At 49.9% G+C, this 23,312-nt stretch carries 23 protein-coding genes; all 23 read left to right on the forward strand.

All coding sequences use genetic code 11. The annotated features are described in order from the left end of the window. Positions 1–2 precede the first annotated feature (2 nt). The 23 genes from yfmH to miaB all read left to right on the forward strand — a co-directional run bounded on the left by yfmH (position 3) and on the right by miaB (position 23,309). Positions 3–1,289, forward strand: a complete 1,287-nt coding sequence (yfmH, locus tag ACZ5N7_RS04200; protein ID WP_464657686.1) for an EF-P 5-aminopentanol modification-associated protein YfmH — start codon at positions 3–5, stop codon at positions 1,287–1,289. Beyond that, positions 1,286–2,041 (forward strand): elongation factor P 5-aminopentanone reductase, encoded by a 756-nt coding sequence (gene ymfI / locus ACZ5N7_RS04205; RefSeq protein WP_464657688.1) that lies wholly within the window; start codon positions 1,286–1,288, stop codon positions 2,039–2,041. Before yfmH ends, ymfI begins: the two co-directional genes overlap by 4 nt. A 96-nt stretch (positions 2,042–2,137) precedes the next feature. Next, positions 2,138–2,392: a DUF3243 family protein gene (locus ACZ5N7_RS04210; RefSeq protein WP_464657690.1), complete on the forward strand. Its 255-nt coding sequence runs from the start codon at positions 2,138–2,140 to the stop codon at positions 2,390–2,392. 210 nt (positions 2,393–2,602) lie between these two features. Next, positions 2,603–3,436 (forward strand): hypothetical protein, encoded by an 834-nt coding sequence (locus ACZ5N7_RS04215; protein ID WP_464657692.1) that lies wholly within the window; start codon positions 2,603–2,605, stop codon positions 3,434–3,436. Between the two features lie 73 nt (positions 3,437–3,509). Continuing rightward, positions 3,510–4,277: a YmfK family protein gene (locus ACZ5N7_RS04220; protein WP_464657693.1), complete on the forward strand. Its 768-nt coding sequence runs from the start codon at positions 3,510–3,512 to the stop codon at positions 4,275–4,277. 23 nt (positions 4,278–4,300) lie between these two features. Then, positions 4,301–5,200: a RodZ domain-containing protein gene (locus tag ACZ5N7_RS04225; protein WP_464657695.1), complete on the forward strand. Its 900-nt coding sequence runs from the start codon at positions 4,301–4,303 to the stop codon at positions 5,198–5,200. An 84-nt stretch (positions 5,201–5,284) separates the two neighbouring features. Then, positions 5,285–5,458: a hypothetical protein gene (locus ACZ5N7_RS04230; protein ID WP_464657697.1), complete on the forward strand. Its 174-nt coding sequence runs from the start codon at positions 5,285–5,287 to the stop codon at positions 5,456–5,458. 94 nt (positions 5,459–5,552) lie between these two features. After that, positions 5,553–6,044, forward strand: coding sequence for a YajQ family cyclic di-GMP-binding protein (locus ACZ5N7_RS04235; protein WP_464657699.1), 492 nt, complete (start codon positions 5,553–5,555; stop codon positions 6,042–6,044). Positions 6,045–6,164: 120 nt separating this feature from the next. Continuing rightward, positions 6,165–7,493: a 30S ribosomal protein S12 methylthiotransferase RimO gene (gene rimO, locus ACZ5N7_RS04240; protein WP_464657701.1), complete on the forward strand. Its 1,329-nt coding sequence runs from the start codon at positions 6,165–6,167 to the stop codon at positions 7,491–7,493. Continuing rightward, positions 7,490–8,068, forward strand: a complete 579-nt coding sequence (gene pgsA / locus ACZ5N7_RS04245; protein ID WP_464657703.1) for a CDP-diacylglycerol--glycerol-3-phosphate 3-phosphatidyltransferase — start codon at positions 7,490–7,492, stop codon at positions 8,066–8,068. Before rimO ends, pgsA begins: the two co-directional genes overlap by 4 nt. Positions 8,069–8,113: 45 nt before the next feature. Next, positions 8,114–9,355, forward strand: coding sequence for a competence/damage-inducible protein A (locus ACZ5N7_RS04250; RefSeq protein ID WP_464657705.1), 1,242 nt, complete (start codon positions 8,114–8,116; stop codon positions 9,353–9,355). Between the two features lie 318 nt (positions 9,356–9,673). Continuing rightward, positions 9,674–10,729, forward strand: a complete 1,056-nt coding sequence (gene recA / locus ACZ5N7_RS04255; protein WP_464657707.1) for a recombinase RecA — start codon at positions 9,674–9,676, stop codon at positions 10,727–10,729. 61 nt (positions 10,730–10,790) lie between these two features. Beyond that, complete coding sequence (locus ACZ5N7_RS04260) at positions 10,791–11,450, forward strand: RecX family transcriptional regulator (protein WP_464657708.1); 660 nt, start codon at positions 10,791–10,793, stop codon at positions 11,448–11,450. A gap of 248 nt (positions 11,451–11,698) precedes the next feature. Next, positions 11,699–13,228 carry a ribonuclease Y gene (gene rny / locus ACZ5N7_RS04265; RefSeq protein WP_464657710.1) on the forward strand — a complete coding sequence of 510 codons (1,530 nt, stop codon included), beginning with the start codon at positions 11,699–11,701 and terminating at the stop codon, positions 13,226–13,228. Positions 13,229–13,392: 164 nt separating this feature from the next. Then, complete coding sequence (locus tag ACZ5N7_RS04270; RefSeq protein WP_464659137.1) at positions 13,393–14,187, forward strand: TIGR00282 family metallophosphoesterase; 795 nt, start codon at positions 13,393–13,395, stop codon at positions 14,185–14,187. Between the two features lie 107 nt (positions 14,188–14,294). Beyond that, positions 14,295–14,555: a stage V sporulation protein S gene (locus ACZ5N7_RS04275; RefSeq protein ID WP_006286829.1), complete on the forward strand. Its 261-nt coding sequence runs from the start codon at positions 14,295–14,297 to the stop codon at positions 14,553–14,555. A gap of 141 nt (positions 14,556–14,696) precedes the next feature. Then, positions 14,697–15,638, forward strand: coding sequence for a dipeptidase (locus ACZ5N7_RS04280; protein ID WP_464657712.1), 942 nt, complete (start codon positions 14,697–14,699; stop codon positions 15,636–15,638). A 341-nt stretch (positions 15,639–15,979) separates the two neighbouring features. Further along, positions 15,980–17,716, forward strand: coding sequence for a 2-oxoacid:acceptor oxidoreductase subunit alpha (locus ACZ5N7_RS04285; protein WP_464657714.1), 1,737 nt, complete (start codon positions 15,980–15,982; stop codon positions 17,714–17,716). A gap of 1 nt (position 17,717) precedes the next feature. Continuing rightward, entirely contained in the window at positions 17,718–18,584 is an 867-nt protein-coding gene (locus tag ACZ5N7_RS04290; protein ID WP_464657716.1) for a 2-oxoacid:ferredoxin oxidoreductase subunit beta, read from the forward strand. A 122-nt stretch (positions 18,585–18,706) separates the two neighbouring features. Then, positions 18,707–19,276: a phosphate propanoyltransferase gene (locus tag ACZ5N7_RS04295; RefSeq protein WP_464657717.1), complete on the forward strand. Its 570-nt coding sequence runs from the start codon at positions 18,707–18,709 to the stop codon at positions 19,274–19,276. A gap of 90 nt (positions 19,277–19,366) precedes the next feature. Further along, entirely contained in the window at positions 19,367–20,431 is a 1,065-nt protein-coding gene (locus tag ACZ5N7_RS04300) for an FUSC family protein (protein ID WP_464657719.1), read from the forward strand. Positions 20,432–20,509: 78 nt separating this feature from the next. Next, positions 20,510–21,724 (forward strand): spinster family MFS transporter, encoded by a 1,215-nt coding sequence (locus tag ACZ5N7_RS04305; RefSeq protein ID WP_464657721.1) that lies wholly within the window; start codon positions 20,510–20,512, stop codon positions 21,722–21,724. A gap of 112 nt (positions 21,725–21,836) precedes the next feature. Next, positions 21,837–23,309 (forward strand): tRNA (N6-isopentenyl adenosine(37)-C2)-methylthiotransferase MiaB, encoded by a 1,473-nt coding sequence (miaB, locus tag ACZ5N7_RS04310; RefSeq protein WP_464657723.1) that lies wholly within the window; start codon positions 21,837–21,839, stop codon positions 23,307–23,309. Positions 23,310–23,312: the final 3 nt, after the last annotated feature.

The following is a 23,312-nucleotide window of genomic DNA, read 5'->3' on the forward strand; positions in this document are numbered from 1 at the left end:
CGATGCAAGCCATTCCTTATCCTAATTTGAAAGAAACGCTGTATTTCGAAGAGCTGGACAACGGGCTCAAAGTATACGTGCTGCCTAAAGCCGGCTTTGAAAAAACTTACGCGACCTTCTCGACCAATTACGGCTCCGTCGATAACCATTTTCAAGTCGAAGGCCAACAGCCGCTGCAGGTTCCGGACGGGATCGCCCATTTTTTGGAGCACAAAATGTTCGAGGAGCCGACAGGCGACGTTTTTGCCACATTTTCCGCACAAGGAGCGTCAGCCAACGCCTTCACTAGCTTTGACCGGACCGCATACCTTTTTTCGGCTACGGAACAGATTGAGGCTAATTTGACCACCCTGCTTAATTTTGTGCAGAACCCTTATTTCACCGATGAGAATGTGGAGAAGGAAAAAGGGATCATCGGCCAGGAAATTAAAATGTACCAGGACCAGCCGGACTGGCGGGTTTATTTCGGATTAATCGAGGCGATGTTCAAAAACCATCCGGTTCATATCGATATTGCCGGCACGGTGGAGTCCATATCCAAAATTACGAAAGAGCTGCTCTACGACTGCTACCATACGTTTTACCATCCGAACAATATGACTTTGTTCGTTGTGGGCGGGGTCGATCCCGAGCGAATCTTTGAACTTGTGGAAAAAAATCAGGCTGCCAAATCGTTTGACAAGCAGGGGGAAATCGACCGCATTTTTCCTGAGGAGCCTGCCGCAGTCGATCAGAAAGTAAGACGGATCTCGCTCCCTGTGTCCCTGCCGAAATGCTTGTTTGGCTTTAAGGAGAAAACCTCCGACGAGAAGGGCCGAGCTTTGCTGGAGAAAGAGCTGTGCACGAAGTTGGTGCTCGACCTGCTGTTCGGCCAAAGCTCGGAGATCTACCAGAAGCTGTATGACGAGAAGCTTATTTTCGATAACTTCGGTTCCGAGTACAATAGCAATGAAGGTTATTCTTTCTCTATTATCGGCGGCGACACGCCGGATCCGGAGGCTCTGCTGGCCAGGGTTAAGGAAGAAACCGCGAGAATAGCGCAGCAAGGCTTTCAAGATGAAGATTTTAAGCGGACCCGCAAGAAAAAGATCGGAGGTTTCCTCAGAATGCTGAATTCTCCGGAGGCCATAGCCAATCAATTTACCAACTACCAGTTTAAGGGCATCGATTTTTTCGATATTCTTCCTGTGTATGAAAGCTTGTCTTTGGAGCAAGTAAACCGGCGCTTCAGGGAGCATTTTGATTGGGAACAGTCCGCGGTGTCCATTGTGAAAAGTGAAGCAAAATGAACGGCGACAAGCAGTTCACGTCCCAGACCGTACTTATCACCGGGGCCAGCCGCGGCATAGGCGCAGCGATAGCGGAGCGGTTTGCCTCGGTGGGCATGAATATCATTCTCCATTACTTGAATTCGCACGAATCGGCTAATGAGGTCGCCCGCAGGTGTTTGCAGCTGGGCTCGAATGTCATGACGGTCACCGCCGACCTGCGGTCCAAAGAACAGATCCTGCGGATGAAAGAAAAGCTGGAAGCCCATCAAATGCTCCCGGATATCGTGGTCAACAACGCGGGCGTCAGCCACTACAGCCTGCTTTCAGACGTTTCCGAAGAAGATTGGGACTATATTATGAACGTGAACCTGAAGGGCACATTTCTGTGCAGCCAAATATTCATGGAAAAAATGGTGAAGCGTAAATACGGCAGGATCATCAACGTATCCTCCATCTGGGGAATCACGGGCGCCTCCTGCGAAGTCGCATATTCCACCGCCAAGGGCGGGATCAACGCGTTTACGAAAGCGCTGGCCAAAGAGCTGGCGCCTTCGGGTGTTACCGTGAACGCTGTAGCCCCCGGTCCTGTGGAAACTCGCATGATGTCCGGTTTCGACGAGCGGGAGAAAGACGCCATAAGGCAGGAGATTCCCGCAGGCCGGTTCGCGGAACCGGACGAAATAGCCTCCGTCGTTTACTTTCTTTCTCTGCCTGAATCAGGGTATATCACGGGCCAGGTGATTTCTCCTAACGGAGGGTGGCTGACTTAAGTCACAGGCAGCGGATTCCAGTTATAATCCGGCCCCTTTTTGCAGAAAGTACTATTGTTCGGAGTACAATTCAAGCAATCAAAGGAGGCTCACCACATGTCCACTGTGCTTAGTTCGTATGATAAATGGAAAGATTTCCTCGGCGAGAGAGTGAGAAAAGCGGAAGCTGTCGGAATGAACGACGGGACGATCTCTAAGCTCGCCTTTGAAATCGGCGATTATCTGGCAGACAAAATCGATCCGGAGAACAGGGAAGAGCGTGTTCTGAAAGAACTTTGGGACGTCAGCGACGAGCAGCAAAGAAAAGCGCTGGCAGGCATTATGGTAAAACTGGCCAAAAACAACGCCTAACACGGAAAGGGCTTCCTCCAAGCAGATCTTCTGCCGCAGGAAGGCCCTTTTTTTGTGAATACAGCGGCGCACCCAAAAGTAGTCGGTATATGCTCCGAAGGTTATCTTCAGTTTTGGAGGATTTCTCACTTCCAGTAAAACCGACATATAGATTTTCTGAAAGATCGTGGTATACTGTAAGTTGATTACTCACCAAGAGGAGAAGCACACATGAAACATACACGCTTGCTGCAGGGCATTCTGGGGCTCGCGGCCGTCCTGGCTCTTTCCGCCTGCGGTAATAAGCTTCCGGAAATTCAGCCGGAGCTTCTGCATAACAAATTTTCCGCACTCGTCATAACAGGGCCTGATCTGTCTGACCAACAGAAAATTGCCATTCAATCCGGTTTGAGCGGATGGAACGGGTTTCAGATTACATACGAATGGGTTAGGGATATAAATGGTTTCGAACCGGATTTGGAGCAGAAAATCGAAGCCCGGACCTATGATTATATTGTGACCGCAGGAAAGAGCCTGACAGCGGGCGCTCTCGCGGAAGCCGATAAATTGAAACAGGCCAAATGGATTGTGCTGCAGAACGGAAATGAGCCAGCGCTGCCCGCGGGCAAGGCGAATGTGATGTCCAGAAGCCTGGATGCGAAAGCCGTCTCCGACAGCCGGCAGCAGTGGGTAAGAACGCAGCTGGAGGGGAATCAGCAGATCGAATGGGTGACCGCTTCCTCCATGCCGGTGCCTGTCCAATGGTCCCCTTCCGAAGAAGAGGACCATACCGTGAAGACAGATCTGAGCCCGGATTGGTTCAACCAGCTGACCCTCAATGCCAGAGCGCATCACAGCAACTGGATCGTCATTTATTCTTCCCTCGATGCCGCGTCCCGCCAAAAAATCAATTCTCTCAGGATTCCTGTGGTGGATATGTCTGTCGTGCCCGCCGGCGAAGTCCAGTGGGCCAGGGTTTTGCAGGGAGTTCCGAAGATTATCCGGGAGAGCAAGTGGCACTCGGGAACGGAGCCTTATACACCTGAAGAGTATCTTTTTAAATAAAAAAAGGATTATGGCGAATTTTGTAGAAAAAGATTCTTAGTTACCCGAACCGAGTAGAAGAAGAGGTGTCAGGTTGGAAAAGAAGCAATGGTACATGGAGTACAAAATTCACAAAAACCGGCCAGGCCTGTTGGGTGATGTCGCTTCCCTTATGGGTATGCTGGACATTAACATCGTATCGATCAACGGGGTGGAGGACCGTAAGCGCGGCATGCTTCTGCAGACCCATGACGATGAGATTATTGATTTAATGGGTAGAATGCTCAAAAAAGTGGATAATATTACTGTTACGGCTTTAAGGCCGCCAAAGCTGGTGGATATTCTAGCAGTGCGGCATGGAAGATATATAGAACGGGATTCCGACGATAAGAAGACGTTCCGCTTTACTCGCGACGAGTTAGGGATTTTAGTGGATTTTATGGGCGAAGTGTTCAAAAGGGAAGGTAACCAGGTGGTAGGCGTAAGAGGGATGCCTCGGGTCGGCAAAACCGAATCGATTATCGCGGGAAGCGTATGCTCCAATAAAAGATGGACTTTCGTATCGTCCACTCTCCTCCGCCAAACGGTACGCAGCCAGCTGTCCGAGGATGAGATGAACCCGAACAACATTTTCATCATAGACGGCATCGTTTCTACACTCCGGTCGAATGAAAAGCATTACAGCCTCCTTCAGGAGATCATGGCCATGCCTTCTACGAAGGTGATCGAGCATCCGGACATTTTTGTCCGCGAGTCGCACTACGATTACAATACATTCAATATGATCGTCGAGCTACGCAATACTCCCGATGAGGAGATAACCTACGAACATTTTCTGAAAAATATGAATGAAGATTTCTAATACTCATTTGGTGGTGAACAGTCTTGTCTGATCTCGGTGCCCATTTGAAAAAAGCTAGGCTGGAGAAAGGAATGTCGATTGAAACCTTGGAGGAAGTGACGAAAATACGCAAAAGGTACCTGGAAGCCATTGAAGAGGGAGATTACAAGGTGCTTCCCGGCAATTTTTACGTGAGGGCGTTTATCAAGAGCTATTCCGAGGCGGTAGGATTAGACCCGAATGAAGTGCTGCAAATGTATCAGAATGTGATTCCAAACCCGGCCCCGCAGTCGACGGCGGCAGCGGCTGAGGTTATGCTGCGCTCCCGAAGCACGAACAAGAAGGCGGAAAGAGGCGGCAAATGGGCTTCCACTTTCTTGATGATCGCTTTTGTCGTTTTGATTATCGGAATCGTTTATTACTTTGTAAGCGTATATTCTAAACCTCGCAACAGCGTATTACCTGAAGATGGCAATCAAATTACGACAAGGAAGGATCCGGGCGAGGCCAAGCCGGGGACTCCGGCGCCTGCTCCAGCCCCTTCTGCGGCAACGACGCCAACGCCGCCTGCCGGCGCACCCAAGAAGGAAGAGCCTATCGTTCCCGCTCCCGCACCGGCTCCTGCGGCTGCAGCTGAAGTGAAACAGACTGACAATGTAAGGGAAACTTATACTTACACGATTACCAACACCGGCAAGCTGACCATTCAAATGAAGGTGACCGGCGACTCCTGCTGGTTCCAATTGGATTCTGTGGCGAACGGCAGGAAGCCGATCGAGCAGGGCACAGTAAAGATGGGCGATCCGGACAAAACCTGGGAAGTCGAAGGTTCTGCTTTTCTTAATGTGGGTAAGGCGAACGCTGTGCAGATTACCGTGAACGGAACCCCGTTGAATATGGGAGAAAGCCCAAATCCAAGAAGGTTCCAGTTAAATCTGCAGTAATCAGCTCAAGGCATAATTTCCGCCTACCCTGGTTATACTAAGGAATGACCTGAACTATTCTTCGGAAAAGCGAGGTTAATGCGTATGACCGCTGGTTGGATCGTTACCGGACTGGGAGTCATCGTCAGCCTGATCGGTTGGTACTTGACTCCCGGCGCATGGGGCTATGGGATTTTCGGCTTCGGCCTGGCGCACATTGTGCTCGGGATTATGGAGATTTTCCGCGATACTTCCGTGCAGCGTGCGGACATAATTTAAGCAAGAAGGCATCAGCTTCGGCAGTGATGCTTTTTTTCTTGTTTTAAGCCTGTTATAATCCAGAATATTAAGGACATTAGAGAGGAGCGGAACGATGAGTACCGAGAATTCTTTTGATATCGCGTCGAAAATGGACATGCAGGAGTTGAACAACGCCATTCAGCAGGCGGAGAAGGAAATTGCCACACGATTTGACTTTAAGGGCAGCAAAAGCAGCATCGCATTGGAGAAGGAGGAGCTTGTCGTCGTTTCCGACGATGACTTCAAGCTTCAGAACGTGCTGGATATTCTTTATTCCAAGATGTCGAAACGGGGCATTTCCCTCAAAAATTTGGACCTTGGCAAGATTGAACCGGCCGCGTCGTCCACAGTGAAGCAGAGAATCAAGCTAAAGCAGGGAATCGATCAGGAAAATGCCAAGAAGATCAATAATCTGATCCGGGATTCCAAACTTAAGGTAAAAAGCCAAATCCAAGGAGACCAGATCAGGGTGTCCGGCAAAAGCAAAGACGATCTCCAGCAAGTGATAGCTTTGCTCAGAAAGGCGGATATTCCGCTGGAATTGCAGTTCCTGAATCTTAGATAAGCGATATCCGACGCCCTGTCAGCCTGCGCCGGCAAAGGTGTTCACGTTTTTGACACCCCTGCGAGGCATAGTTTATACTGGATAAGAATTGTAATGGGCCGATGATGGAGGATTTAAAAAATGACAGAAAAAGTGAAGGTTGTCACATTGGGGTGCGAGAAGAACCTGGTGGACTCCGAAATTATGTCCGGTTTGGTCAATGAACGCGGTTACACCTTGGTCGAGGACAAAGAAGAAGCCACCGTGATTATCGTCAATACGTGCGGTTTCATAGACGCCGCCAAAGAGGAATCGGTCAATACGATTCTGGATATGGCGGATTTGAAGCAGACGGCGAGCCTCAAGGCTTTGATCGTCTCCGGCTGCCTGACCCAAAGGTACAAGCAGGAATTGATGCAGGAAATGCCCGAGATAGACGGGATCGTGGGCACGGGTGATTTTGACAAGATAAACGATATTATCGATAAAGCCTTGGCCGGGAAAAAACCGATGCTGGTGGGCAACCCGGTGTTTAATTATGAAGCGAAGCTTCCACGGAAGGTGGCTACTCCACGTTACACGGCTTACGTTAAGATCGCCGAAGGCTGCGACAACGCCTGCACCTTTTGTTCCATTCCCATCATGAGGGGAAGCTTCCGGAGCCGCAGCATGGAGTCTATTCTTGATGAAGTGGAGCTGCTCGCTTCCCAAGGCGTGAAAGAGATTTCCCTTATCGCCCAGGACTCCACCAACTATGGGACTGATCTGTATGACGGCTTCAAGCTCCCGGAGCTGATGAACAGAGTGAGCGAAGTGGCGGGAGTCGAATGGGTTCGGCTGCACTACGCTTATCCGGGATTTTTTACGGAAGAGTTGATCGATACTATCGCCAGTAATCCGAAGATATGCAAATATATCGACATGCCTTTGCAGCACAGCGAGGATTCCATCCTTAAGCGGATGAGAAGACCCGGCAGACAAAGAGATTCGCGCGGGCTCATAGAGAAAATTCGCGCAAGAATACCTGGCGTTTCTCTCAGAACTTCCCTTATCGTAGGATTCCCCGGGGAAACCGAGCAGGATTTTGCTAATCTGGAACAGTTCATTAAAGATGTCCAGTTTGACCGTTTGGGCGTGTTTGCCTATTCCAAAGAACAGGATACGCCTGCTTCCCGCTTGCCCGACCAGGTTCCGGATGATGTAAAAGAGTACCGCGTCAGCAAGCTGATGGAGCTGCAAAGAGAAATCGCGGGCAAGCGCAACGGGCTGCGGGTCGGCCAGGAAATCGATGTTCTGATCGAGCGCTATGACGGCCGCAACGATGTATATGTTGGACGTTCGCAATATGACGCCCCTGAAATCGACGGCGAAGTGTTTGTTTCCAAATGCAATTCCGGAATCGGCGAAATCGCGAGAGTGCGGGTGACGCATTCGTTTGAGTTTGATCTTTCCGGGGAGGCTGTTTCATGAATTTGGCCAACCGGATTACCGTAGCGAGGATCTTTCTGGTCCCTATCATCATGTTCTTTCTGCTGGTAAAGCTGAAAACTCCAGTAATCCATTTCCATGATTTCGTTATTACCTACAACCAGATTATCGCAGCGATCATTTTCATTATTGCCGCCAGCACCGACAGTCTGGATGGATATATTGCCCGAAAGCAGAAGCTTGTTACCAATCTGGGAAAGCTGCTTGACCCGCTCGCGGATAAGCTGCTGGTTTCCGCTGTGCTGATCTCTCTTGTGGAGATGGGGAAACTGGATGCCTGGATCGCCATTGTCATAATCAGCCGCGAATTTGCGGTCACCGGGCTGCGGCAGATTGCCGTGACCGAAGGCGTGGTCATAGCGGCAAGCCAATGGGGCAAGTGGAAGACGGCAGCCCAGATTACCGCGATTATCGCGCATTTGATCAACAACTTTCCTTTTGTTTTTATCGGATTCCGCTTCGATCTGTTCGCAAGCTGGATCGCGGCAATTATTACCATTTATTCCGGTATCGATTATTTTATTAAATCGAAGCAGCTGTTGAACCAGCAAACCTGACGATTATTCGCACGGTATTTTGGATGATACGGGGAGGTTGCGGCATTGAAAGCGGAAATCATCGCCATTGGAACCGAGCTGCTGCTCGGGCAGATTCTGAATTCAAACGCTCAGTACTTATCTCAGCAGTGTGCTGACATGGGAATTGACGTTTATTTCCAGACCGTCGTGGGGGATAACGCTGCAAGATTAAAAGAAGCTTTCAGTCTGGCAGCCGGACGGGCTGATCTTGTCCTTTGCACCGGGGGGCTGGGACCCACTCAGGACGATCTGACCAAGGATGCTCTGTCGGAGCTTCTTGACCGGCCGCTGCTTGTGGATCGGACTGCCGAAGAGAGGATCGCCGGTACTTTCCGTGCCAGGGGAATACAGATGGTGGAAAGCAATATCCGGCAGGCGCACCTGCTGGCAGGCGGAGACACTCTGCCCAACGACACCGGTATGGCGGTCGGAATGGGGCTCACCCATGAAGGGACGCACTTTGTGGTGCTGCCGGGTCCGCCGAAAGAGATGAAGCCGATGTTCGAGCATTACGCTGTGCCCTGGATTCTTTCCAAAATGCCCGATTCATCGCCGCTATATTCCAAGATGCTGAAATTCGCCGGAATTGGCGAGTCCTTACTTGAGCATCAGCTGATCGATTTGATCGACGGCCAGACGGATCCTACGATCGCTCCTTATGCGAAGGAAGGCGAAGTGACTATCCGGCTGTCCTCCAAAGCGAAGAGCAGGGAGGAAGCGTTCCGCAAGATCGAATCCGTGGAAAGCGAGATTAGGAAGCGTCTTGGGGACTATATTTACGCGGAACAGGATATCTCTTTGGAGTCGGCTCTGGTCGCCCTCATGAAGCAGAAAGGCATGACTTTGGCTGCCGCCGAAAGCTGCACGGGAGGCATGGTAAGCGACATGATCACCACGGTGCCTGGCAGCTCGGAGGTGTTTAAGGGCGGGGTGGTATGCTATACCAATCAAGTGAAGCAGGGTCTGCTGAATGTGCCGCAATCCGTGCTGGACACGGCCGGAGCGGTGAGCGAGGAAACGGCACTTCGTTTGGCCGAGCAGCTGCTTCAGCTGATGGATACGGATTGGGCCGTATCCATCACCGGCGTGGCCGGACCTGCGGAATCCGAAGGCAAGCCGGTCGGGCTGGTTTATGTTGGCGTTGCCCAGCGCGGAGCGGATACAACGGTGCACAAGCTGCAGTTGTCGGGCAACCGCGAAATGATCAAGCTGCGGGCTTCAAAGAACGCGCTGTACCGGCTCTGGAGCAGGGTGAAGCAGCTTTAAATCATTGGAGCGGGATGGGAGTGTGCTAACGCGAGCCGAATCTAAGACGGGGCAAAAGCTCGGGAGCGAAAGCAGGATGTCCTAGGCAAATATCAACGCCTCAGACAGATGGTTATTTTTTCTTGCAGTGAGCCCTTGTCTAGAGTATAATGGAAAAGTAAACGGAAGCACCGTAACAAGAAGAATCCTTCTTTGTTGCGGTTTTTTTGTTTTCTTGGCACCTGCAATTTTACGAATATATGTTCGATAAAATGCTTGTAAATGTAGGTAAAAGAAGGTATGATAGTATTATAACATTGATAAAAGGAAGTGAGTGTTTTGTCAGATCGTCGCGCCGCTTTAGAAATGGCATTGCGCCAGATAGAGAAACAATTCGGTAAAGGTTCCATCATGAAGCTGGGAGAATCCGCCCACATGCAGGTAGAGACCATACCGAGCGGCTCTCTTGCCCTGGACATCGCTTTGGGAATCGGGGGATATCCAAGGGGGAGAATTATTGAAGTATATGGGCCGGAATCTTCCGGTAAGACGACAGTAGCCTTGCACGCGATTGCGGAAGTGCAGCGCGTTGGCGGACAAGCGGCATTTATCGACGCAGAACACGCTTTAGATCCACTATACGCGAGCAAACTTGGTATTAACATAGATGAACTGCTCCTTTCCCAACCGGATACCGGAGAACAGGCGTTGGAGATTGCCGAGGCCCTTGTCCGAAGCGGAGCCGTGGATATCATCGTCATTGACTCCGTCGCGGCGCTGGTGCCCAAAGCGGAAATCGAAGGCGAGATGGGAGACTCGCACGTAGGTTTACAGGCACGCCTGATGTCCCAGGCGCTGCGCAAGCTGTCAGGCGCAATCAACAAGTCGAAGACGATCGCCATTTTCATTAACCAGCTGCGGGAGAAGGTCGGGGTTATGTTTGGCAATCCGGAGACTACGCCGGGCGGAAGAGCTTTGAAGTTCTATTCCACTATTCGCCTGGACGTGCGCCGTGTCGAAACGATCAAGCAGGGCAACGATATGGTAGGAAACCGCACTCGTATCAAGGTTGTGAAGAATAAGGTGGCTCCGCCATTCAAGCAGGCCGAGATTGACATAATGTATGGCGAAGGGATTTCACGCGAAGGAAGCATTATCGATATCGGCACTGAGTTGGATATCGTTAATAAGAGCGGTGCCTGGTATTCATACGAAGGCGAACGGCTTGGGCAAGGACGCGAGAACGCGAAGCAGTTCCTCAAAGAGAACCGCCAAATATCCGAGACGATCGAGAAGAAGATCAGAGAGGTCAGCAACTTGACGGGAGGCGTTCCCGCGGGCTTCACTGCTGACGAAGAAGACGAAGATGAAGCATTGGCATTAGGCTTGGAGTAATATTGAGAACGCACCTTTAAGCTTGTAAAGGTGCGTTCGTTGTTAGTGAGGTGGTTTTCCCGTGTCTGAGGTCCCGTCTGTCGTCACCATGGTCGAAAAACAGAAGAAGAACCAGCACAGGTACAATGTTTATATTGATGGCAGCTTCTCCTTTTCCATACATGAAGATGTAATGATCAAATATAGAATATTTAAAGGTACCGAGATAAACCGGGAGCAGATGGAGGAGATGCTGCATGAAGACGAGAAGCAGCAGGCTTACGCCCAGGCTCTGCGGTACTTGGGAAGAAAGCCCCGTACGGGGTTTGAGATACGGGAGCGGTTGAAGCAAAAGGGCTTCGAGCCCGAGCTCATTGAGATTGTAATTCGCAGCTTGAAAGAGCAAAACTATGTGAATGATGCGGATTTTGCCAGAATGTGGAGCGAACACAGGATACATGAGCAAAAAAAAGGACGCAGGCTGGTACGTCAGGAACTTGAGCAAAAAGGTGTGGGGAAGGATATCATTCTCGAGACCGTCGGGCAGATCAAGGAGGAAGATGAGTACCCGCACGCTTTTCATTTAGGCTCCATGAAGTGGGAGTCGACAAGCGGCGAGCTTGTTCAGCGAAAGAGAAAAACAGCTTCTTTCCTGCTGAGACGGGGTTATCCCGTGGGAATAGTGCAGCGGGTCATAAGAGAGATCGCCGGAGGCGCCGATGAATTTGAGGAGTTCCACTAAAGCGAAATACACTTATGCGGTTTTCCATTAAAGAGCAATGCTTGACAAGCTTCTTCGACAAAAGATAAAATGTGGATGTATAATATCTTTATGTGAATTCTTTGTTACACCCCACTGGCATGGAATTCACGAAGTAAAATCGCCAATTTTTACTTTACTTGATTTATGAAAAGTTATAATTCCACGGATTAAAAAACCGAATTATCCCAAGCTAACCCCTTGGAGGAATCAACGAGGAGGTGAACAAGATGATCTACTTGATCGCTCTCGTTGTTGGTGTTCTATGCTTAGGGATTGGTTATTTTATCCGCAAATCTCTTGCCGAAGCGAAAATTTCCAGTGCCGAGAAAGCTGCCGAACAAATCTTGGAAGCAGCCAAGAAAGAGGCGGAAGCGCTGAAGAGGGAAACGGTCCTGGAAGCGAAAGACGAAGTGCACAAACTTCGTGCAGAAGCTGAAAAAGACATTCGTGAACGTCGGAACGAAACCCAACGACAAGAAAGACGATTGTTGCAAAAAGAGGAATCGCTGGATAAAAAATTAGAATCTCTTGAAAGAAAAGAAGAGCAGGTCGCCAACAAAGAGAAACGAATTGAAGAAACCCAATCGCAAATTGATGAGCTCTACAAAGCTCAAGTGACTGAGCTGGAAAGAATCTCAGCTTTGACTATGGAAGACGCCAAAGAGATTATCCTGACCAATGTGGAGCAGGAAGTCAGACATGAGACCGCCCAGCTGATTAAGGAAATCGAGCAGCAGGCGAAGGAAGAAGCTGATAAGAAAGCAAGAGAAATCATCACGCTTGCTATCCAGAGGTGCGCTGCGGATCATGTAGCCGAAACTACGGTTTCAGTGGTTACTCTTCCGAACGAAGAGATGAAGGGACGGATCATCGGCCGTGAAGGCCGCAATATCCGGGCACTGGAGACGCTGACTGGAATTGACCTGATCATTGACGATACGCCCGAAGCGGTCATTCTGTCGGGATTTGACCCCATCCGGAGAGAGATTGCAAGAACCTCTCTGGAAAAGCTGGTGGCCGACGGGAGAATTCATCCTGCTCGAATTGAAGAGATGGTGGAGAAATCCCGTAAAGAGGTTGACGAGCGAATCCGGGAATACGGTGAGCAGGCAACATTCGAGACCGGTGTCCATGCATTGCATCCGGATTTGATCAAAATCCTCGGAAGACTGAAGTTCAGAACCAGCTATGGACAGAACGTGCTGAAACATTCGATGGAAGTTGCTTACTTGACTGGACTTATGGCAGGCGAGCTTGGAGAAGACGTGACATTGGCGAAACGTGCCGGGCTTCTGCATGACATCGGTAAAGCACTGGACCATGAAGTTGAAGGTTCTCACGTTGAGATCGGCGTGGAACTCGCCAAGAAATACAAAGAGCACCCAGTAGTCATTAACAGTATCGCTTCACACCATGGGGATTGCGAAGCCACATCCGTTATTGCGATGCTGGTCGGCGCAGCGGATGCATTATCCGCCGCAAGGCCGGGAGCCCGCCGTGAAACTTTGGAAACTTATATCAAGCGTCTGGAGAAGCTGGAGGAAATTTCGGAGTCGTTTGAAGGCGTCGAGAAATCCTATGCCATCCAAGCGGGACGCGAAGTGCGCGTCATGGTTCAACCTGAGAAGGTAGACGATACCGAAGCTTTCCGCCTGGCGCGCGATATTACAAAGAAAATCGAAGGCGAACTGGATTATCCTGGACACATCAAGGTTACCGTCATCCGGGAAACCCGGGCAGTTGAATATGCTAAATAATCAGATCAATCCGAAGCTTGGAATAAGGCTGCTCAGCCCCCTGTCCATGCATTCGAGATAAACGAAGAAAAGTGGCTCGATGGGGCCACTTTTCTTTTCGGTTCAGGAAATACTATAATGGGCGAATAGCGAATATTGACGGAATAGCAGGAAGGTGAATGGTTATCAGGGTTCTGTTCATTGGTGATATCGTCGGCGCCGTCGGAAGAAAAGCGTTAAAAGCGGTGCTTCCGAGGTTAAAAAGTAAGTATAATCCTCACATCGTTATTGTCAACGGAGAGAATTCAGCAAGCGGCCGCGGCATAACGCAGGCTATAGCTAAGGAGTTTTTCGATCTCGGTGTGCATGGCATAACGATGGGAAATCATACCTGGGATAATAAAAGCATTTTTGAATTTATCGAGGACGAGCAGCGATTGGTTCGCCCGGCCAATTTTCCGGCAAGAACGCCCGGCAGAGGGTTTACCACCATCACGGTAAACCAGCATGAACTCGTCATTGTCAATCTGCAAGGCAGGACGTTCCTGCCACCTCTTGATTGCCCTTTTGCGACGGCGGATACAATTCTGCAAGGGTTGAATAAGAAGCGAAAAAGCGTGTTGGTGGATTTTCACGCGGAGGCCACATCAGAAAAAATCGCTATGGGCTGGCATCTGGACGGCAGAGTATCCGCTGTTGTCGGAACACATACCCATGTACAGACCCATGATGAAAGGATTCTGCCTTCCGGGACCGCTTATGTAACGGACGTGGGAATGGTTGGTCCTCAGAACGGCATTCTCGGTATGGAAAAGACAGGAGTGCTGCAAAAATTCCGGACACAGCTGCCGGCGAGGTTTGTGGTCGATGAAGGGAGCTGGCACTTCCACGCCGTGTTGATTGATATGGATGAACAAACCGGACTGTCCCGCAGCATTCAGCTCATTCGAATGTTTGAGGACGATTTAATGTTTGAATAGTTTGGGTACGCTTGCCTGAAAGTTTTCTCTCGAAAGGAATTATTCCAGGAATTCAAGAATAGTTATGGTACTGGAATCCATCCATCATTCCTGAGGAGGTACTTTTCATGGAAGTATTAAAAGTTTCAGCAAAATCCAATCCAAACTCCGTCGCAGGTGCACTCGCCGGCGTGCTGCGTGAACGCGGCGCTGCCGAACTGCAGGCCATCGGTGCCGGTGCGCTCAATCAAGCAATTAAAGCGGTAGCTATCGCAAGAGGATTCGTAGCGCCCAGCGGAGTTGATCTGATCTGTATTCCAGCCTTTACAGATATCGTCATCGACGGGGAAGACCGGACAGCCATTAAACTCATTGTTGAGCCCAGGTAGACCTGAAGTGTAATATGGGACTTTCACATAAACTGACCTGATTGCCTTAATGGTAGTCAGGTTTGTTGTGCTTCTACGGGAGCGCGAGCAACGCATAGAAAAAGAACCGAACTTACAATGCTGTCTTAGGGGGAATACAGGATGAAAATTATAGATGCCCACTGCGATGTGCTAAGCAGAATGCTGACAAATCCACGTTGTAATTTTCTTGATGACCGATCGAACCTGGATGTAACCTTTAGCCGTTTGAAAAATATAAGCGCGCTTGTTCAGTTTTTTGCAGTGTATTTGCCTGAATCCATCCTGAATCCGAATATCAACCACGTGCTGGAAAGCGTACATATTCTGCATACAATTGCGGCCTCGCTCCCAAATGAACTTATCTTAATCCGGACAGCGAAAGATTTGAGAGAGACTGAAAAAAATAACCAAATTGGGGCTATACTGAGTTTAGAAGGAGTAGAGGGGCTAAACGGACAGGTCAGCCACCTGGAAACGCTGTACCAGCTAGGAGTCAGAGCTGTTGGATTTACGTGGAATTACGCGAACTGGGCCGCAGATGGGATTATGGAGCCCCGAAACGGCGGATTTACACTAAAAGGACGAAAATTGATCGAGACGTGCAAGCGTCTGGGAATGATCATGGATGTATCCCATATTTCCGTAGCGGGATTTTGGGAACTGGTTGAGCGCACCGACGTTCCTTTCATCGCCTCGCACTCCAACGCATATAAGCTGTGCCCTCACCCGAGAAACTTAAGGGATGACCAGATCAAGGCCATTGTCGCCACGGGAGGCAGGATCGGGATTACCTTTGTGCCAAAGTTTGCCAAGCGGGAAGGCTGTGCTTCTATCTCGGATCTGCTGAAGCATATTGACCACGTTTGCGGCCTTGGAGGCGAGTATAATGTAGGTTTCGGATCGGATTTTGACGGTACGGATCATCATGTGCGTGGACTAGAGAATGCAGGGGAGTATGAAAATTTGATCAATGCACTGCTGAAGCATTACAAGGAAGAGCAGGTGCGGTGTTTTGCTTATCTCAATTGGAGGAAATTTTTGCTCGAACGGCTGCCGGGTTGATTGCTAAATATTCACAAAATGACTATAGGTACACGATCAATGATCTCATGCCGGCATGGATTTCATCTCGAAATACTATCTTTCGATCTTTTGGAAAGTGCTTGCAATTTAGTATAGTTAAGCATAAAATTTCTTTGATGAGGCAGAGAATTTTTATTTATTCTTAACATGCGAATCTACTGGCCGCATATAGGGCGGTTTCCAATTGATTTCAGCCTGCGCTGGAAATTTTTTTGTCCATACCAGACAGAACTCGCCCGGCACCTCACCGGCATGATCTCTTTTTCTTGAATATTATTAACTATAACTTTTACTAGCGACTTTGAAGGAGTTGACTCGTAGTGATTAACCAACTTTCGTGGAAAATCGGAGGTCAGCAAGGTGAAGGGGTAGAGAGTACGGATAAAATTTTCTCGACCGCGTTGAATCGCCTTGGCTATTATTTATACGGGTATCGTCATTTTTCTTCCCGAATCAAGGGAGGACATACGAACAACAAGATTCGGATCAGCACCATGCCGATTCGTGCGATATCGGACGACCTGGACATCCTGGTCGCATTCGACCAGGAGACTATCGATTTGAACTCCCACGAGCTTCGCGTTGGCGGTGTCATAGTAGCGGACGCCAAATTCAATCCGACTGTACCGGAGGGAGTGAACGCCCGTCTGTTCCCTGTCCCGATCACAGCCATCGCGGAAGAGTTCGGTTCTTCACTGTTTAAGAACATGGCCGCGTCCGGCGCTTCCTGGGCTCTGCTCGGCCTTCCTTTGGAAGTGTTCAACAAAGCTGTTGAGGAAGAATTCGGCCGCAAAGGCGCTGCAGTAGTAGAGAAGAACCTGGCTGCAGTAAAAAAAGCCGCCGAGTTCGTATTGGAACTCACCGGCGGTCCGCTGTCCGAATTCCAATTGGCCCCTGCGGACGGCAAACAGAAGCTATTTATCATCGGGAACGATGCGATCGGTCTGGGCGCTGTAGCCGCGGGCTGCCGTTTTATGCCTGCTTACCCGATTACCCCGGCTTCCGAAATTATGGAGTACTTGATTAAAGCACTGCCTAAATTCGGCGGTACCGTTATCCAAACCGAAGATGAAATTGCAGCGGTCACTATGGCGATAGGCGCCAACTACGGCGGTGTAAGAACTTTAACCGCTTCCGCCGGCCCGGGTCTTTCCCTGATGATGGAGGCGATCGGCCTTGCAGGAATGACTGAAACGCCTGTAGTCATCGTGGACACTCAGCGCGGGGGTCCGAGCACAGGTCTGCCTACCAAGCAGGAACAATCCGATATCAACGCGATGATCTACGGTACGCACGGCGAGATTCCCAAGATCGTATTGTCGCCCAGCACCATTGAAGAATGCTTCTATGACACTATCGAAGCCTTTAATCTGGCAGAGAAATATCAATGTCCCGTTATTCTAGTAACAGACCTGCAGCTATCCTTGGGCAAACAATCCTCCGAGCTGTTCGATTACAACAGAATTACGATTGACCGCGGCAGACTGGTATCCGGCGAGCTGCCTGCCATTGAAGACAACAAATTGTTCAAGCGCTATGAGTTCAGTGAGGACGGCGTGTCGCCGCGCGTGATCCCCGGCCAGAAGAACGGTATCCACCATGTGACCGGTGTTGAGCACGATGAAGCTGGACGCCCGTCCGAGAGCCCGGTCAACCGTCAGAAAATGATGGATAAGCGTTTGGAGAAGCTTAAACATATCGAAGTAACCAATCCGATCCTGGTCGACGCTCCTCATAACAACCCTGATCTACTGGTGATCGGGATGGGTTCCACTGGCGGAACGATTGACGAAGCAAGAAAAAGACTAGCCGGCGATAATGTAACTTCGAACCATATTACCGTACGTTTGCTTCACCCGTTCCCGGCTGAGCAAATCAAGTCTTACGTCGATAAAGCCAAGAAAGTCGTCGTGGTTGAGAACAATGCTACAGGACAATTGGCGTCGTTGATTAAATTGCACACAGGCAGCCCCGATAATCTGGAAAGCCTGCTGAAATATAACGGAAATCCTTTCTTACCCGCTGAAATTCATAAAGCCTGCAAGGAGCTGATCTAATATGGCAACATTCAAAGAATTTCGTAACAATGTGAAGCCTAACTGGTGCCCCGGATGCGGAGACTTCTCCGTTCAAGCGGCGATTCAAAGAGCTGCTGCCAACGTGGGCCTGGAGCCAGAGCAGCTTGCGCTGGTATCCGGTATCGGATGCTCCGGCCGCATCTCCGGTTACATCAACGCTTACGGTTTCCACGGTGTCCATGGAAGATCCTTGCCGATTGCACAGGGGCTCAAAATGGCAAACCGTGACTTGACTGTGGTTGCCGCCGGCGGAGACGGAGACGGCTTCGCGATCGGGATGGGACACACCGTCCATTCGATCCGCCGCAACATCAATATGACTTACATCGTAATGGATAACCAAATCTATGGCTTGACCAAAGGGCAGACGTCCCCTCGAAGCAGTGTGGGCTTCAAGACGAAAAGCACGCCTGCCGGTTCGATCGAATCTGCATTAGCCCCGTTGGAAATGGCTCTTGCGGCAGGCGCTACTTTCGTAGCCCAATCCTTCTCCTCCAACTTGAAACAGCTGACTCATGTAATCGAGGAAGGAATGAAGCACAAAGGCTTCTCCCTGATCAACGTTTTCAGCCCTTGCGTTACTTTCAACAAAGTGAACACTTACGACTGGTTTAAGGAAAACATTGTTGATCTTGACGAAGTGGAAGGGTACGATTCTTCCAACCGTATTACCGCTATGACCAAGTTGATGGAAACCGGCGGCATGCTGACAGGCGTTATCTATCAGGACAAGAGCAAGCCAAGCTACGAGGAGCAGGTTGCGGGATTCAGAGATGAACCTCTGGCACAGCAGGACATTCGTCTTACACAAGATCAATTTGAAAAATTGATGGCCGAATTCAAGTAGTTCGCGTGAATTTTGCGAGGCATATGGGGTATCCCGTATGCTTTTTCTTTTGCAGTCCATTATAATCTAGGAAGAATATACAAAATGTTGAGGGATAACCATTTACCCTAGGAGGGTTCAGTATGATACAAGTTCCGATAGGCGTCTCAGCTCGCCATATTCATCTGAAGCAGCAGCATGTGGAGGCTTTATTCGGCGAAGGGTATCAATTGCATGTTCTAAAGGATCTGTCCCAACCGGGCCAATATGCCTGTGAAGAAACAGTGGAAGTCATCGGCCCAAAGGGCTCTTTTGCGAATGTGAGAATTCTTGGACCTGCCCGCCGCATTACGCAGTTTGAAATCTCCAGAACGGACGCTTTTTCCATCGGCATACACGCTCCGGTCAGAGAGTCAGGCAATATTGCAGGAACTCCCGGAATGACGATCAAAGGCCCCAAAGGCGAAATCACAATCGAAGAAGGAGTTATCGTAGCGGCGCGGCATATCCATTTCCATACAAGCGATGCCGAGAGATGGGGAATTCGGGATAAGCAGATGCTGAAGGTAAAAGCCCGCGGGGAACGCGGAGTCATTTTCGACCAAGTGTTGGCAAGGGTTTCGTATCAATTCGCTCTGGACATGCATATCGATACCGATGAAGCGAACGCAGCCGGACTGAAAACCGGAGATATCGGGGAAATTGTGGAATAACTTGAGAAATGATTGAGAAAATACTGCTTCACGGCTGACGAGTATTGTGTAAGAAGGAGTGAATAATCTGTAGAAGAAAGGAGGCTTTTCATGAAGTATCCGAACCTCTCTGACGTATTGTACTCCTTTAACCGAATATGGAAAACCTCCTTCGCAGCCGTCATCGCATGGGAAATTGCCCAACAGATCGGTTCCAAGCATCCTTTTTTTGCGCCGCTGGCGGCGATTTTATGTCTGCAAGTCACGGTGGAGGAGTCCTTGTGGAAAGGTTACCAACGGATACTGGGCGTTGTGGCCGGCGTCCTTATCTCGGAATGGACTACGAAATATGTAACAATAGGCGGTTGGAGCATCGGCCTGATCGTCTTTTTCACATTGGCTGCAGCAAAGCTTTTTAAATTCGGGAACTACGCATTCTCGCAGATTGCTGTGAGCGCCTTGCTGGTTCTCACCGTCGGACAAGGAAATAACACTTATGGTCTGGATCGTATTGTGGAAACCATTATTGGAGCGGCTGCCGCAACTTTGATCAACATGTTCGTTTTTCCCCCGGACTTTACGAAACAGGCAGCGAAATCTTTGGATCAAGCCACAGCTGACCTGGCTGAACATTTCAGGGAGCTTTCCGGGTGGATAAAGCGAGACCTGCATGCGCAAACAGGCGATAAATTGAAAGAAACGACCCGCAGGATGTATGATCACGTCGATGAAGCTACAGAGAGAACGTCGCAGGCGCTACAAGCTTTAAAATTCAGTCCCTTGCTCCGAAAAAAACGGCACCGTCTGGATCGTTATCGAGAGCAGCTGTACCAGATTCAATTGATCTATCTTCATTCATTGGAAATACAGCGTATATTGTTCGAATGGAAGCAAGCAGAAGGCATGGACAAGAAAATAATGACGGAGTGGGGGCACCGTTTTTCCAAATTTGCTGAGGTTATGGATGAATGGAAGGACAAGAAAAGTTCCAAATCTCTGTTTGATGATGAAAAGAAATTGATAGAAAAAGTTGAACTGCCGCCTTTGAGTGAGGATCAGTACAGGTACGCGTTAAATGAGGAAGCACACCAATTGTTGAAGCACCTGCTGCCTGCACCCGATCCGGACTCCGATGAATTATATCCGGTTACGCAGGAAATATTCCAAAAATCGTGAATGTGGAAAAAAACACATGGAACTGCATAAGTGCTGTACAATAGGTAAAAAGAGGATTTTATCGCGGGAGGAATACCTTTGAAGCTGGGACGGCTGTTCACTTTATTTTTACTGCTTAATATCGTTAATTATTTGGACCGCAACATCACGTCGGGCGTGCTGCCGCTGTTAAAGGAGCATTTTCACGCAACGGATATCGCACTTGGCGCTCTTGGCACGGCCTTTATGCTCAGTTATTCCGTTACGGCGCTTCCTTTCGGCATATGGTCTGATCGTTGGAAACCTAACAAAGTGGCCGCGATCGGCGTAGCAGTATGGAGCGTTGCCACGATGCTGTCTGCATTCGCTTGGTCGATGAGCTCTTTATTTGCGTTTCGCGCGCTTGTCGGAGTTGGGGAAGCGGCTTATGTGGCTACGGCCAGCACGATTTTGTCCGGGCATTTCCCTAAAAACCGAAGGTCCTTTATTCTCGGACTGTTTAATCTCGGAATGCCGATCGGCGGGGCGGCAGGGGTCGTCCTGGGCGGTATGGTCGGAGTCTCGGCGGGCTGGCAAACCGCTTTCGCGCTGGTAGGGCTGCCCGGTCTGTTCTTGGCCATTCTCACCTGGCGTCTGCAGTTGGAGCCTCAGGCTGGCAGCATGGCAGCTTCCGGCAAAGCCGGAGTGCGGCTGGGACTGCCGGCCGTAGCCTCGCTTTTGCGCAACCCCGCCTATGTATGCGCTTGTCTGGGATACGCCGGTATCAGCTTCGCGTTCGGCGCTATTGTCCTGTTTGCCCCATCGCTGTTTGAGCGCAGTTTCGGATATACGGTTGACCGCGCCGGCATGATTGCGGGCGCTATGCAGGTGGCGGCCGGTCTGCTCGGAGCCCCGCTGGGCGGTTGGGTCGGCGATGCGCTGCAAAAGCGCAATCCCCGCGGCCGGGTGTACGCACTCTCTTTGGCGATGGCGCTGTCTGCGGGATTTTTATTCGCCGGTCTGGCTGTGAACAATATGTTGTTTTTGTTTTTCTCGACGTTCTTCATGTTATGGCATGTCGGTGTAGCCTCCGCGCTCGTGTTCGACGTAACGGAAACGCCGGTATGGAATACGGCCCAGTCGCTTGCCCTGCTGATAATGCATTTATTGGGCGATATCCCGAGCGCAATGGTGGTAGGCTATATTTCGGAACGAACCACTCTTCATTTTTCATTGTCCCTGCTGCCGGTTCCCATGCTGCTTTCCGCGCTGTTCTTCCTTGCGGCCGGCTTCGTTCGGCGATCTAACAGACACTCGGCATGGTTTAAAGCATAGTGAAGATTGAAATTATGAGGATGGATATAATGATTGAAAAATGTTATAATTCACAGGATGCTTGATTTTTCACACTGGAAAGTGTTTTAAATAGAAGGAAGGTGCAGCACCTGTGAGCAAGGAAACCAAAGACTATGAAACATATTTTCAACCTCCTTCCTTAACGGCTGCAAAAAAGCGCGGCAAGGAAGATATAAAAATATTGTATGACTTTGAAATTCCGGAAGAGATGAAAGAATTCGGGATGGGAAAAAGTTATCACATAAAGAACTATGGATGCCAGATGAACGAGCATGACACGGAAACGATTATGGGTATGCTCGAGCAGATGGGATACAGGCCTACGGATGACCGCGAGCAGGCGGACGTAATTCTGCTCAACACCTGTGCGATCCGCGAGAATGCGGAGGACAAAGTGTTCGGCGAACTCGGCCATTTGAAGCACCTGAAGACTGCCAAGCCGTCTCTTATACTGGGAGTATGCGGTTGCATGCCGCAGGAGGAAGCGGTGGTGAACCGGATCCTTCAGAAGCATCCTTTCGTCGATCTTATTTTTGGCACGCACAACATACACAGACTGCCGAACCTGCTGAAAGAAGCCGCGTTTAGCAAGGAAATGGTGATCGAAGTATGGTCCAAAGAGGGCGACATCGTCGAAAATTTGCCAAAGAAGCGCGAAGGCATCAAAGCCTGGGTCAATATCATGTACGGATGCGACAAGTTCTGCACTTATTGTATCGTTCCTTACACGCGCGGCAAAGAAAGAAGCCGCCGGCCGCAGGACGTCCTGTCGGAAGTGAGGGACCTCGCCAGACAAGGCTTTAAAGAAATCATGCTGCTGGGCCAGAACGTGAATGCTTACGGTAAAGATTTTGAAGATATCGAATATTCTTTCGGGGATTTGATGGACGATATCCGCAAAATCGATATCCCGAGAGTTCGTTTTACGACTTCCCATCCGCGGGATTTTGACGGACGTTTGATCGAGGTCCTTGCCCAAAAAGGCAATTTGATGGAGCATATCCATCTGCCCGTGCAGTCCGGCAGCACCGATGTGCTGAAGAAGATGAGCCGTAAATACAGCCGCGAGCATTATTTGGACCTCGTCGCACGAATTAAGAAGGCGATCCCTGATGTCGTGCTGACTACGGATATCATTGTGGGTTTCCCCGGCGAAACCGACGAGCAGTTTGAAGAGACGATGTCCCTTGTCAAAGAAGTCGGTTATGACTCCGCTTTTACATTCATCTACTCTCCAAGGGAAGGCACTCCGGCCGCGGCGATGGAGGATAACGTTCCTATGGAAGTGAAGAAGCGGCGGCTCACGCGACTGAACGAAACGCTGAATGAATTCAGCAAGCTGAGCAATGACAAGCTGCTGGGCCAGATCGTGGAAGTGTTGGTGGAGGGCGAGAGCAAGAACAATCCGGATGTGCTCTCCGGTCGTACCCGAACGAATAAGCTGGTGCATTTCGAGGGTTCGAAAGATTTGATCGGGCAGACCATCCAGGTGAAAATTACGAAAACCCAAACTTGGGTGCTTAAAGGTGAAATAGCTGCCGAGCCGGTGGATGCCGCTGTATAGCCA

It is taken from the genome of Paenibacillus sp. JCM 18996, assembly GCF_055392555.1.